This window comes from Streptomyces sp. bgisy130 (assembly GCF_057708345.1).
Genome location: NZ_JBYISA010000006.1, coordinates 301,825 through 314,541, shown reverse-complemented (window position 1 = coordinate 314,541; position 12,717 = coordinate 301,825). Strand labels below are relative to the sequence as shown.

The window sequence follows — 12,717 nt, the reverse complement described above, 5'->3', positions numbered from 1 at the left end:
ACGCGCACCACAAGAGGCGAGGCCCCGCGCCCCTCCCTACGCTGAATGGGTGAAGTGCTCCGTTTGATCCGGTTGCTCCGGGCTGGAGCGGCGGGGTGGCCGGGGTGGCCGTACCAGCCGAGCGAGGCGGGTCGTGATGAGTGACGCGAGCCAAGAGGGAGGACCCGCTACCCCTCCCAGGACCACTACTCCCAGCTGGGCCGCACCGGCGAAGCCCGATCCACGGCGCTGGTGGGGCCTCGTGGTGATTGCGATCGCGCAGTTGATGGTGGTGCTGGACGCGACCATCGTGAACATCGCCCTGCCGTCGGCCCAGCGGGATCTGGGGATGTCGGACGCCAACCGGCAGTGGGTGATCACCGCGTACACGCTGGCGTTCGGCGGGCTGCTGCTGCTCGGCGGGCGGATCGCCGACCTGGTGGGACGGAAGAAGACGTTCATGATCGGGCTGGTCGGGTTCGCGGTCGCGTCGGGGCTGGGCGGTGCGGCCACCGGGTCCGGGCTGCTGTTCGGGGCGCGGGCGCTTCAGGGCGCCTTCGGGGCGCTGCTGGCGCCGTCCGCGCTGTCGCTGCTCACCACGACGTTCACCATCGGGAAGGAGCGAAGCAAGGCCTTCGGGATCTACGGGGCCATCGCGGGCGGTGGCGCGGCCATCGGACTGATCGCCGGCGGGCTGCTGACCGAGTACCTGAACTGGCGCTGGTGTCTGTATGTGAACGTGCCGATCGCGGTGATCGCCTTCATGGGCGCGGCGGTGTTCCTGCACGACAAGCCGGAGCGGGGCCGGGTACACCTGGACATTCCGGGCGCGGTGCTGGGCTGCGGCGGCCTGGTCGCGATCGTGTACGGGTGCAGCGAGGCGGAGCCACGGGGGTGGGGCGACGGGCTGGTCATCGGGCTGCTGGCGGGCGGGGTGGCGCTGCTGGCCGCCTTCGGCTGGTGGCAGTCGCGGGCGCCGCATCCCCTTCTGCCGCTGCACATCGTGCGGGACCGGAATCGCGGCGGCGCCTTCCTGACCATGGGGCTGGCGGTCATCGCGATGTTCGGGATGTTCCTGTTCATGACCTACTACCTCCAGACCGTGCTCGGCTATTCACCGGTCCGGACCGGGCTGGCCTTCCTGCCGATGGTGGCGGCGATCGTGGTCGGCTCGACGCAGATCTCGGCGCGGCTGCTGCACCGGATCCCGCCGCGCTTCCTGATGGTCCCGGGCGCGCTGCTGGCCGCCGCGGGGCTCTTCACCCTGCGGTATCTGACGGCCGAGCCCGCGTATGTGTCGCATGTGCTGCCGGCCATGCTGCTCGTCGGGCTCGGCATGGGCCTGATCTTCATGCCGGTGATGGCGACGGCCACGTCCGGGGTGGCCCCGCACGACTCCGGGGTCACCTCCGCGACCGTCAACACGGCGCAGCAGGTGGGTGGTTCGATCGGTACGGCGCTGCTGAACACCCTCGCCACCTCGGCGAGCGCGGCATTCATCGCGGATCATCTGGCGGACGCGGCCCGGAAGGGCGGCGGGCTCGGGCTCACCCCGGCGGTGCGGGACCAGATCGTCAGGACCGGGGTGGTGCACGGGTTCAACGTCGCCATCGGGGTGGCGTCGGCGATCATGCTGCTCGCCGCGCTGGTCGCCGGAATCCTGGTCAACGGCCGGGCACCGAAGCCCGGCCGGTCCCCGGCGGCGGACGGCGCCGAGTCGGCGGACGCGGCGGTGTGAGCGCGGGCCGCGGCGGGCGGCAGCGGGAGTGAGCGGAGGCTCGGTCCGGCGCCGAAATACCCGCGCGGCCACCCCGGCCCCGTCCAGTACGATATTGACGTTCCGTAAAGCAAATCCTCACTCACCGTAGCGACTTGGGAGCAGCCGGCAATGGCTCGACACCTCATCACCAGCGCCCTTCCGTATATCAACGGGATCAAGCACCTGGGCAACATGGTGGGGTCCATGCTCCCGGCCGACGTCTATGCCCGGTATATGCGGCAGCGCGGGCACGATGTCCTCTACATCTGCGCGACGGACGAGCACGGGACCCCCGCCGAGCTGGCGGCGAAGGACGCGGGCCAGTCGGTCGACGCGTTCTGCGCGGAGCAGCACGACAAGCAGAAGGCGATCTACGAGGGCTTCGGCCTCGAATTCGACTACTTCGGCCGGAGCTCGTCGCGGGAGAACGTGGAGCTGACGCAGCACTTCGCGCGCAAGCTGCACGAGAACGGCTTCATCGAGGAGCGGGCGATCCGCCAGGTCTTCTCGATCGCCGACGACCGCTTCCTGCCGGACCGCTACATCGTCGGCACCTGCCCGCACTGCGGCTACGACAAGGCGCGCGGCGACCAGTGCGAGAACTGCACCCGGGTGCTCGACCCGACCGACCTGATCGACGCCCGCTCGGCGATCAGCGGCAGCGGTGACCTGGAGGTGCGCGAGACCAAGCACCTCTTCCTGCTCCAGTCGAAGCTTCAGCACGAGGTCGAGGGCTGGCTGGACGGCAACGGCAGCAAGGAATGGCCGACGCTGGCCTCGTCCATCGCGCACAAGTGGCTGACCGAGGGCCTCCAGGACCGGGCGATCACCCGTGACCTGGACTGGGGCGTTCCGGTGCCGGCCGATGTGTGGCCGGAGCTGGCGGCCGAGGGCAAGGTCTTCTACGTCTGGTTCGACGCGCCGATCGAGTACATCGGCTCGACGAAGGAGTGGGCGGACGCCGACCCGGAGAACCGCGACTGGAAGTCGTGGTGGTACGAGGCCGCGGACGTCCGGTACACGCAGTTCATGGCCAAGGACAATGTGCCGTTCCACTCCGTGATGTTCCCGGCGACCCAGCTGGGGACCCGCGAGCCGTGGAAGAAGGTCGACTTCCTCAAGGCCTTCAACTGGCTCAACTACTACGGCGGGAAGTTCTCCACCTCCCAGCGGCGCGGCATCTTCACGGACGCGGCGCTGGAGCTGCTGCCGGCCGACTACTGGCGCTACTTCCTCATCGCCAACGCCCCGGAGTCCGACGACACCTCCTTCACCTGGGAGCTGTTCGCCTCCTCGGTCAACAAGGACCTGGCGGACACCCTCGGCAACTTCGTCAACCGGGTGCTGTCGTTCTCCCGGAAGCGGTTCGGCGACGAGGTGCCCGCGGGCGCCGAGGCCGGGGCCGTGGAGCAGAAGCTGGGCGACGAGATCGCCGGGCTGCTGGCGGAGTACGAGGGCCACATGGAGGCCCTTCAGTTCCGCAAGGCCGCGGCGTCGCTGCGCGCCCTGTGGAGCGCGGGCAACTCCTACCTGGAGGAGAAGGCCCCGTGGCTGGAGATCAAGACCGACAAGGACGCCGCGGCCCTGACGCTGCGGACGGCGATGAACCTGATCCATCTGTACGCGATCGTCTCCGAGCCGTTCATCCCGTCGTCGGCCAAGGCGATGCGGGGTGCCTTCGCGCTGGAGAACGACACCGCGGTGTGGGTCACGCAGGAAGAGGCGAAGGCGCTGGCCTCGGTGCCGGCCGGAACTCCCTTCACGGTGCCGCCGGTGCTCTTCGCGAAGATCACCGAGGACGACCTGGCAGCCTACCGCGAGCGCTTCGGCGGCGCGGAGCAGTGATCACCGCCTGACCGCGGACGTCTCCGCGGTCAGCGCAGCACACCTGCACGCCCGTCCGGCCCTGAGGCCGGACGGGCGTCCGCATGTGCGGGCCCCAGCGGCCCGGATGCCGCGGCTCAGGGCCGGGTCGGCGGGGACACAAAGGCGTGCAGCGACTTCAGGCCCGGCGTCGGCGGCAGCGGGACCGGGCGCCAGCCTCGTGCGTAGGCAGGCGGCTTGCGCCCATTGACCAGGACGACGGCGGGCCGGGACGCGGCCAGCCGGGCCAGGCCCGCGGGGGTGATACCGGCATCGTGGCCCTGCGGCTGGCGGGACGCACAGCCCACCTGGTACGCCACCCGAACCGCCTCCTCGCCGCTCACCACACAGGGCGGCCGCAGACCGGCCGCTTTCAGCGTCCCGGAGATCCGGTCGATACCGGTCTGGGCGCGTGCGGTGCTCCGCACCATCTTGTGCAGAATCGCCAGCTGGATGGCCTCATGGCCGGTCAGCGCGAGGACGAGGGCGGCCACCGCCCAGGCGTGCCGGCGGCGCGGCAGCCGGGTCAGCCAGTACAGGAACCACGCGGCGGGCATCAGCAGCAGGGCGTACGCGGGCAACAGGAAGCGCGGCGCGGCGTAATTCACCGTCAGCAGGTAGGGAGCGGCGAGGCAGAGGCCGGCCAGCGCCGGGACGACGAGCGGAGCCGGTCCATTGCGGTGCAGCGGACCGACCGGATCGCGCAACCGCACCGCGGGCCACACCGGGCCGTGGCGGTCCGGCTCGCCGACCGGCTCACGGCTGCCCGGCCGGACCGGCTCCAGCCCGAGCGGCTGCGGGCCCCCGCCGCGCTCCGCGGACGCCCACGCCGGACCGTACCGGTGCAGCGCAGCACCGGACTCACGGGCCCGCAGCGCCACCCACACCGCCCCGATGACCGCCAGGGGCAGCAGGAACCACCACACCGCCGTCACCGGGTGGTCCCAGGCCAGCTGGCAGGGGCGGCACAGCGTCTTGCCCTGAAGCGAGCGGGCGTGGTCGTCGAAGGACAGATGCCAGCCCAGGCCGCCCTGGATCCGCCCGGCCTGCCGCAGCCGTGCCACGAGTCCGCCGTAGGACAGATACGCCTCCGCGACCCACTCGGCGCACCCCAGGACCAGCCCGGCCGGCAGTGCCAGCAGCACGGCGGGGCGCCGCCAGGACGGGACACACAGCGCCGCGGCGAAGAGCGGCACGGCCAGCCAGACGGCGTCGGTGGGGCGCATCAGCGCGGCCACGGCCACCGCGACGCCGAGTCCGGCCGCCGCGCCCCGGCCGGCGCGGGGGGCCAGTTGCCGGGACGGCTGCCGTACGGCGCGCAGGAAGCAGCCGGTGGCGACGAGCGCGGCGTAGGCGACCCACAGGTTGGGCATCGCCTGCGGGCCGTAGAAGAGCGTGATCCACAGACCGGCGAACAGCGCGCCGCCCAGCGCCGGTACGGGGGCGGGCAGCAGCCGCCGCCAGACGCACAGGCTGATCAGGAGCCCGGCGCCGGAGAGCACCGCCAGGTAGCAGTGCAGCACGGTGGCCGAGGTCGTCAGCGCGGCGGCCGGGGCGAGGAGGAAGCTGACGCCGCGGGCGCGGGGCGCGCTGAAGAACGCCGCCGGCGAGTGGCGGTCGACCTGGCTGACGTAGACCGTCTCGTCCCATCCCAGGCCGGGGGTGGTCAGGGCGCCATAGACCAGGAGGGCGGTGAAGGCGGCGGCCACGGCGGTGAGCCACCACAGGTCATGGGCCGCGGCGGAGCGCGTCGCGACGGCCCGCGGCCCCGGGCCGGCCGGAGCGGAGAGGAGGCTGGCTTGCTGCATGAGCACCACAGTGCGGGCGCTGCCGGAGCCCGGCCACACGAGTGGAGCGGTCGGGGCACCCGGGCCGCCACCCGGCGCCCGTTCCCGCCCTGCGACCGCCGGGACTCCGACGCCCTCCCGGCAAGCACAGAGGCCCCGAACGGGCCGGGGCGGCGTTTCACGTGAAACGCCGCCCCTCAGCCTGTCCGAGGCCCTTTGTCCCCAGCGGTGGCTACTTCACCGGCGGCTTGCGCAGGGAGAGGTGCAGCTCCTTGAGGCGTGCCTCCTCGACCTCGCTCGGGGCGCCCATCAGCAGGTCCTGGGCGTTGCCGTTGAGCGGGAAGGCGATGGTCTCGCGGATGTTGGGCTCGTCGGCCAGCAGCATGACGATGCGGTCGACGCCGGGGGCGATGCCACCGTGCGGCGGGGCGCCGAACTTGAAGGCCCGGAGCATGCCGCCGAACTCGGCCTCGACCGTCTCCTTGTCGTAGCCGGCGATCGCGAAGGCCTTGTACATGACCTCGGGCTCGTGGTTACGGATCGCGCCGGAGGACAGCTCGGTGCCGTTGCAGACGATGTCGTACTGCCAGGCCAGGATGTCCAGCGGGTCCTTGGTCTCCAGCGCCTCCAGGCCGCCCTGCGGCATGGAGAACGGGTTGTGCGAGAACTCGATCTTGCCGGTGTCCTCGTCCTTCTCGAACATCGGGAAGTCGACGATCCAGCAGAAGCGGAACTCGTCCTCGACGAAGTGGCCGGCGCGCTTGGCGACCTCGACGCGGACCGCGCCCATGATCTTGGAGACCTCGTCGAACTCACCGGCGCCGAAGAAGACGGCGTGGCCGGGCTTGAGGTCCAGGGCGACGACCAGCGACTTGATGTCGTCCTCGGTGAGGAACTTGGCGATCGGGCCGGTGAGGGCGTTGTCCTCACCGACGCGGACCCAGGCCAGGCCCTTGGCGCCCTGCTGGACGGCGAAGTCGCCCAGCTGGTCGAAGAACTTGCGCGGCTGGTCGGCGGTGTCCGGCACGGCCAGGGCGCGGACGTGCTTGTCGGCGAAGGCCTTGAAGCCGGAGCCGGCGAAGACGTCGGAGACATCCACCAGCTCCAGCTCGGCGCGCAGGTCCGGCTTGTCGGAGCCGTACTTGAGCATCGCCTCGCGGAACGGGATGCGCGGGAACGGGGAGGTGACCGTGCGGCCGTTGCCGAACTCCGTGAAGAGTTCGGTCATCAGCTTCTCGACGGGCTGGAAGACATCCTCCTGCTCGACGAAGCTCATCTCGACGTCGAGCTGGTAGAACTCGCCCGGCGAGCGGTCCGCGCGGGCGTCCTCGTCGCGGAAGCAGGGCGCGATCTGGAAGTAGCGGTCGAACCCGGCGATCATCAGCAGCTGCTTGAACTGCTGCGGGGCCTGCGGCAGCGCATAGAACTTGCCGGCGTGCAGACGGGAGGGGACCAGGAAGTCGCGGGCGCCCTCGGGGGAGGTCGCGGACAGGATCGGGGTCGCCATCTCGTTGAAGCCGAGGGCCACCATCTTGTGACGGATGGCGGAGATGACCGCGGTGCGCAGCATGATGTTGCGGTGCATCCGCTCGCGGCGCAGGTCGAGGAAGCGGTATTCGAGGCGCTTCTCCTCGTTGACGCCGTCGTCCGCGTTGATCGTGAAGGGGATCTGGTCGGCGGCGCCGAGCACCTCGACCTCGGAGACCTCGATCTCGATCTCACCGGTCGGCAGGTCGGGGTTGACGTTGTCGGCACCGCGCGCGCTGACCTTGCCGTCGATGCGGACGACGGTCTCCTTGGTCAGCGAGCCGAGGGCCTCGTTGGCCGGCGTACCGGGGCGGGCGACGAGCTGGACCAGACCGTAGTGGTCACGCAGATCGATGAAGAGGATGCCGCCCAGGTCACGTCGATTGTGCAGCCAGCCGCTGAGGCGGACGTCGGTGTCGACGTCCGTGGCACGGAGCTCGCCGCAGTTATGGGACCGGTACCGATGCATCGCTCATCCAAGTCGTCGCGAGTGTCGAGGTGAGGAGTTGTCGGGAGAGGGAGAGGAAAAGGAGTACGGGCTCAGCTGCCCGGTCGCTCTCCCCGTGGATCACCCGAAAGGCCACCCCAGGATTGACATAACCGCTCCAGGTTACCGTCCCGGTCGGCACGCCTTCGTTGACATATACGCATCAGCGCCATGGGGACCGGCCCGAGGCCTCCCGACTGGGACGATGGTCACGTTCCGGCTCGCTGGTGGGGCGCCGCCAAACGCACCTAAAGTGAGGCAATGCGCACCGAGGATCTCCTGGCCGCCATCGCGACCGGCCTGTGGCGCTGGGACCACGCATCGGGACGGGTGACCCTCGACGCCGAAGCGGCCCGGCTGCTCGGGCTGCCCGCCGCCCCGGCGGAACTGACCCAGGCCGCGGTGCGCTCCCGTTTTCATCCCGTCGACTTCGCCGAGATCAACGGGATCGTGCAGCTCGCGGTCGCCGAGCGGACGCTCGCCGAGGCCCGGCTGCGCATCGTGGACGAGCACGGGCGGGTGCAGCGCATCGTCCGCTCCCGCTCCCGCCCCCGGATCGTCGACGGCGACTTCGAGCTGGTCGGCACCCTCCAGGAAGTGCCCGAACCACAGCCCGGGACCTCTGCCGCGCACACCCCGATAACCGGTGACTGGCGCCGCTCCCGTGAGGCGTTTCTGCTGGACGCGGGCCGGGCGCTGGCCGAGGCACGGTCCACCGCCGAGGTGCTGCGGGTCGCGGCCGGTCTGTCCATGCCGGGGTTCATGCCCGACGGACTGGCGGTCTTCGGCATCGAGGGCGACCGGCTGCCGGTCATCGGCCAGCACGGCTACGCGCCCGGCGATGAGCGGCCGTTCGCCGACATGACGCTGACGGCCGACCACCCCGCTGCCGAGGTCGTCCGCACCGGCCGGGCCAGCTATCTGCCCACCCCGGAGGACTACCGCCGCCGCTACCCCGCCACCTGGCCGCTGGCCGCCCGCTTCCGCCGCACGTCCTGGGCGTTCCTTCCGCTGGTGAACGCGGGCCGGACGATCGGGGCCTGGATGGCGGCGTTCGCCCAGCCGGTGGCGTTCACGCCCGATGAGCGCTCGGTGCTGACCACCGTCGCCCGGATGCTGGCCCAGGCGCTGGCCCGGGCCGGTATGCAGGAGGAACAGCAGGAACTGGCGCTGGGACTCCAGCGCAGCATGATGCCGACGGTGCAGCCGGACATCCCGGGGATGACGGTCGCGGCCCGCTATGTCCCGACCGGCGGCGGGCTGGAGGTCGGCGGCGACTGGTACGACATGATCCCGCTGCCGTCCGGCCGGATCGCGCTGGTCATCGGGGATGTCCAGGGACACGACGTACGGGCCGCGGGCCTGATGGGGCAGCTGCGGATCGCGCTGCGGGCCTACGCGTCCGAGGGCCATCACCCCGATGCGGTGCTCTCCCGCGCGTCCCGCTTCCTGGCCGGGATCAATGAGACCGAACTCCGCGGCGACGGCGAGGACCAGCGCTTTGCGACCTGCCTGTACATCGAGGTGGATCCGGCGACGGGGCTGCTGGACATCGCGCGGGCCGGCCACCCCGATCCGGCGATCCGGATGAGCGACGGCACGATGCTGGTCCGGCCCACCGCGGGCGGGCTGCCGCTGGGCATCGTCCCGGACGCCGACTACCCCACCACGCGGCTCGTCCTGGAGCCCGGCGAGACCATGATGGTGTGCACCGACGGGCTGATCGAGACCGGCGGCCACGATCTGGAGACCGGCTGGGCGCGGCTGCGCGACGTCCTGGAGGCATGGGAGGCCGACGAGGACGGCGAGAGTCTGGAGCGGCTGGCCGACGCGCTGGTCCAGGCCGTGCACGGGCCGCCGTCGCACCACACCACCGGGCCGCTGGTGGACCGCCGCGAGGACGACATCGCCGTACTGCTGCTGCGCCGCGAGGGCGCCGGCTGCGGGGTCGGCACCGGCGGCCTGCCGGCGCCGCGGCCCGTCCGGCGCACCGTGCTGTCCATCGCCCAGGCCGAGCCGGAGCGGATCGCCGAGGCCCGCCGGCAGGTCCGGGACGTGCTGCACGACTGGGCCGACCCGGACCAGGTGGACTCGGCGGTGCTGATGGTCTCCGAGATGGTCACCAATGTCCTGCTGCACACCGACGGGGATGCCGTGCTGGTCGCCGAGATCACCGGCGAGCGGGGCGCCCGGCGTATCCGCGTCGATGTCGCCGACAGCAGCGATGAGCTGCCGCACCGCCGCAGCCCCGGCGAACTGGCGTCGTCGGGGCGCGGTCTGATGCTGCTGGAGCTGCTGGCCGGGGCGTGGGGCGTGGATCCGCGCGGGGACGGCAAGTCGACGTGGTTCGAGCTCTACGAGGAGGCGGCGGAGGCGGCGGGCCCGCTGTCGTCGGAGTCCGAGTCCGCGGCGTAGTGCACCCGTAGCTCGTGGAGCACGCCGGTCGCGGCGGCGGTCAGCGGTACGGACAGCAGCATGCCGAGGATGCCGGCGACGCTGGCGCCCGCGGTGATCGCCAGCATCACGGTCGCCGGATGCATCTGGACCGTACGGCTCTGGATCATCGGCTGGAGTACGTGCCCCTCCAGCACCTGCACGGCCAGCACGACGCCGAGCGCCCACAGCGCGATCACGAAGCCGCGGTCGGCCAACGCCACCAGGATCGCCACCGCGCCGGAGATGAAGGCGCCGAGGTAGGGGATATAGGCCCCGACGAAGACCAGTGCGCCCAGCCCGACGGCGCCCGGCACCTGAAGGACCAGCAGTCCGACGGTGATGCAGATGGCGTCGATCAGCGCGATGAAGGTGGTACCGCGCATAAAGCCCTCGATGCTCTGGAAGCCGCGGCGCGCCATCCGCTCCAGCTGCGGTGCCGAGGTGCCGGGCGCCCAGTCCCGCAGGGCGCGTACGGCCTTGTCGGAATCGCGCAGGAAGAAGAACGTCAGCAGCAGGGCCAGGACCGAGGCGGCGAGGAACTGGCCGACGACGCTGACACCGGCCAGCAGCCCGGAGGCCGCGGTGCCCCCGAACTTGGCGACCAGGTCCTTGGACTTGGCGGCGAGATCCTCCAGCGAGGTACCGGCCGCCCCGAAGTGCTGGGAGAGGTCCTTGGCGGCGTTCCTGAGCGAGGCGATGATCTGGTCCCCGGTGTCGACCAGCGCACTGACGACGATGTATCCGGCGCCGCCGACCACCACCACGAGGACGGCGCAGGTCAGTCCGGCCGCCAGGGAACGGTTGAGCTTCATCGCCAACAGCCGCCGGTAGAGCGGCCCGAGCAGCCCGCTGCCGAGCAGCGCCAGCAGCACGGGCGTCACGGCCGCGCTCAGTTCGACGCACAGCCACACCCCGAGGGCCAGCACGGCCGCGATCAGCAACGCCACCAGGCACCAGGCCGCGGCACGGCGGGCCTCGATCGGCAGCAACGGGCTGGAAGGCTGCGGCCGTTCACCCGCGGCGCCGGGCCGGTTCTCGTCCGAGTCGTTTCGCACCCGGACAGTCCACCATGGCGGCAGGCCCGGGGCAGCTCCGGGAAGACGCCTGGGCGGCGTTTCACGTGAAACGCCGCCCTGCTGCCGAGGTGGCGTCAGCGCTCGCCGGCGGGGATCGTGCCGAGCCGGCCGGCCTGGAAGTCCTCGAAGGCCTGGGCCAGTTCGGCGTGGGTGTTCATCACGAACGGGCCGTAATGCATCATCGGCTCGCGGATCGGCAGCCCGCCCAGCAGCACCACCTCGAAGTTCGGGCTGCGCGACTCCTGGGACGCGTCCGCCCGGATCGTGAGCGAGTCTCCGCTCCCGAACACGACCGCCTGCCCCATGCGGAACGGGCGCCCCTCCGCACCGGCCGTACCGCGTCCGGCCAGGGCGTAGGCGAGGGCGTTGAAATCCTTGCGCCAGGGCAGGGTCAGCTCGGCGCCCGGGTTCACCGTCACATGCATCATCGTGATCGGCGTATGCGTGATGCCCGGCCCCTGGTGGCCGTCGAGGTCACCGGCGATCAGCCGCAGCAGCGCGCCACCGTCGGCCGAGGTCAGCAGCTTGACGTTGCCGCCACCGATGTCCTGGTAGCGGGGGGCCATCATCTTGTCGCTCTTCGGCAGGTTCACCCACAGCTGGAGGCCGTGGAAGAGGCCACCGGACATGACGAGCGACTCCGGCGGCGCCTCGATGTGCAGCAGCCCCGAACCGGCCGTCATCCACTGGGTGTCCCCGTCGTTGATGACGCCACCGCCGCCGTGCGAGTCACGGTGCACAAAGGTGCCGTCGATCAGATACGTCACGGTCTCGAAGCCCCGGTGCGGGTGCCAGGGGGTGCCCTTGGGCTCTCCCGGCGCGTACTCCACCTCGCCCATCTGGTCCATCATGATGAACGGGTCGAGGTGCTTGTAGTCGATCCCGGCGAACGCACGGCGCACCGGGAACCCCTCGCCCTCGAATCCGCTCGGAGCGGTGGCTACGGCCAGCACGGGGCGGGCGGGCGCCGCGACGGGCGCCGCCACACGCGGCAGGGTCAGCGGATTCTCAACGGTCACTGCGGGCATGACGGCCTCCTCGGTCGCGACCAACTTAGTTGAATGGTGAACAACCTGCAAGGCCCGCGGCATTCCCGGCCGCATTTCCCCAGGTCGAGGGGGTCCCGCGCACCCCGACACACTTCGGGCCGGCCCCCAGAGGGACCGGCCCGTGACTCGGCCGCGGCAGCGGACATCGCCCGCCGCGCGCCAGGACGGCTAGCCGTACATCCGCCGCATCGCGAAGTCGACCATCTGCTCCACGGCCTTCGCGTCGAAGACCATCCGGTGGTCGCCCTCCATGTCGAGGACGAAGCCGTAGCCGGTCGGCAGCAGGTCGAGCACCTCGGCGCCCGTGATCACGAAGTACTTGGACTCCTTGCCCGCGTACCGCCGCAGCTCCTTGAGCGAGGTGAACATCGGAATCACCGGCTGCTGGGTGTTGTGCAGCGCCAGGAAGCCGGGGTTGTCACCGCGCGGGCAGTAGACCTTGGACGTGGAGAAGATGCCCTGGAAGTCCTCGGCGGACATCGAGCCGGTGGTGAAGGCGCGCACCGCGTCGGCGAGGGAGGGCGGGGACGGCTCGGGATACAGCGGCTGCTCGCCGTAACCCCCGGGGGCCGGTTGTTGCGGCGGGGGCGCTCCATACTGCTGCTGCCCGGCACCGGCGTTCTGGTCGTAGCCGTACATGCGCCACAGCGTACTGAGTCGGCGATTCGCCGGGGGACGCTCGTCACAGATGGGCGGTAGGGGTTGATTCTTATTACCGGTGGGTAGCATCATCGTAGGTACTTGCTACTTGCTG

At 71.0% G+C, this 12,717-nt stretch carries 8 protein-coding genes; 3 read left to right on the top strand and 5 right to left on the bottom strand.

Annotated elements, in window-relative coordinates:
* Positions 1-136 precede the first annotated feature (136 nt).
* Together AC3EUV_RS11830 and metG are read left to right on the top strand one after the other, a co-directional pair.
* Positions 137-1,717, top strand: coding sequence for an MFS transporter (locus tag AC3EUV_RS11830; protein WP_435602820.1), 1,581 nt, complete (start codon positions 137-139; stop codon positions 1,715-1,717).
* A 150-nt stretch (positions 1,718-1,867) separates the two neighbouring features.
* Positions 1,868-3,583, top strand: a complete 1,716-nt coding sequence (gene metG, locus AC3EUV_RS11825) for a methionine--tRNA ligase (protein ID WP_432141287.1) — start codon at positions 1,868-1,870, stop codon at positions 3,581-3,583.
* A 116-nt stretch (positions 3,584-3,699) separates the two neighbouring features.
* On the opposite strand, the gene AC3EUV_RS11820 is transcribed toward metG, so the two are convergent.
* Both AC3EUV_RS11820 and aspS read right to left on the bottom strand, forming a co-directional pair.
* Positions 3,700-5,409 (bottom strand): hypothetical protein, encoded by a 1,710-nt coding sequence (locus AC3EUV_RS11820; protein WP_432141288.1) that lies wholly within the window; start codon positions 5,407-5,409, stop codon positions 3,700-3,702.
* Positions 5,410-5,620: 211 nt separating this feature from the next.
* Complete coding sequence (gene aspS, locus AC3EUV_RS11815) at positions 5,621-7,384, bottom strand: aspartate--tRNA ligase (RefSeq protein ID WP_432141289.1); 1,764 nt, start codon at positions 7,382-7,384, stop codon at positions 5,621-5,623.
* A gap of 279 nt (positions 7,385-7,663) precedes the next feature.
* On the opposite strand from aspS, the gene AC3EUV_RS11810 reads away from it, so the two are divergent.
* Positions 7,664-9,817 carry an ATP-binding SpoIIE family protein phosphatase gene (locus AC3EUV_RS11810; RefSeq protein WP_432141290.1) on the top strand — a complete coding sequence of 718 codons (2,154 nt, stop codon included), beginning with the start codon at positions 7,664-7,666 and terminating at the stop codon, positions 9,815-9,817.
* Here AC3EUV_RS11810 and AC3EUV_RS11805 read toward each other — a convergent pair.
* From AC3EUV_RS11805 to AC3EUV_RS11795, 3 genes are all read right to left on the bottom strand, one after another.
* On the bottom strand, positions 9,757-10,893 hold the full coding sequence (locus tag AC3EUV_RS11805) for an AI-2E family transporter (RefSeq protein WP_435602819.1): 1,137 nt from the start codon (positions 10,891-10,893) through the stop codon (positions 9,757-9,759). The genes AC3EUV_RS11810 and AC3EUV_RS11805 overlap by 61 nt on opposite strands.
* A 95-nt stretch (positions 10,894-10,988) precedes the next feature.
* Positions 10,989-11,942 carry a pirin family protein gene (locus AC3EUV_RS11800; RefSeq protein WP_435602818.1) on the bottom strand — a complete coding sequence of 318 codons (954 nt, stop codon included), beginning with the start codon at positions 11,940-11,942 and terminating at the stop codon, positions 10,989-10,991.
* Positions 11,943-12,131: 189 nt separating this feature from the next.
* Complete coding sequence (locus tag AC3EUV_RS11795; RefSeq protein WP_042151201.1) at positions 12,132-12,602, bottom strand: SseB family protein; 471 nt, start codon at positions 12,600-12,602, stop codon at positions 12,132-12,134.
* Positions 12,603-12,717 lie beyond the last annotated feature (115 nt).

Coding starts and splice junctions, on each gene's coding strand:
- AC3EUV_RS11830 (WP_435602820.1), top strand. CDS start 137: ATGAGTGACGCGAGCCAAGAGGGAGGACCCGCTACCCCTCCCAGGACC.
- metG (WP_432141287.1), top strand. CDS start 1,868: ATGGCTCGACACCTCATCACCAGCGCCCTTCCGTATATCAACGGGATC.
- AC3EUV_RS11820 (WP_432141288.1), bottom strand. CDS start 5,409: ATGCAGCAAGCCAGCCTCCTCTCCGCTCCGGCCGGCCCGGGGCCGCGG.
- aspS (WP_432141289.1), bottom strand. CDS start 7,384: ATGCATCGGTACCGGTCCCATAACTGCGGCGAGCTCCGTGCCACGGAC.
- AC3EUV_RS11810 (WP_432141290.1), top strand. CDS start 7,664: ATGCGCACCGAGGATCTCCTGGCCGCCATCGCGACCGGCCTGTGGCGC.
- AC3EUV_RS11800 (WP_435602818.1), bottom strand. CDS start 11,942: ATGCCCGCAGTGACCGTTGAGAATCCGCTGACCCTGCCGCGTGTGGCG.
- AC3EUV_RS11795 (WP_042151201.1), bottom strand. CDS start 12,602: ATGTACGGCTACGACCAGAACGCCGGTGCCGGGCAGCAGCAGTATGGA.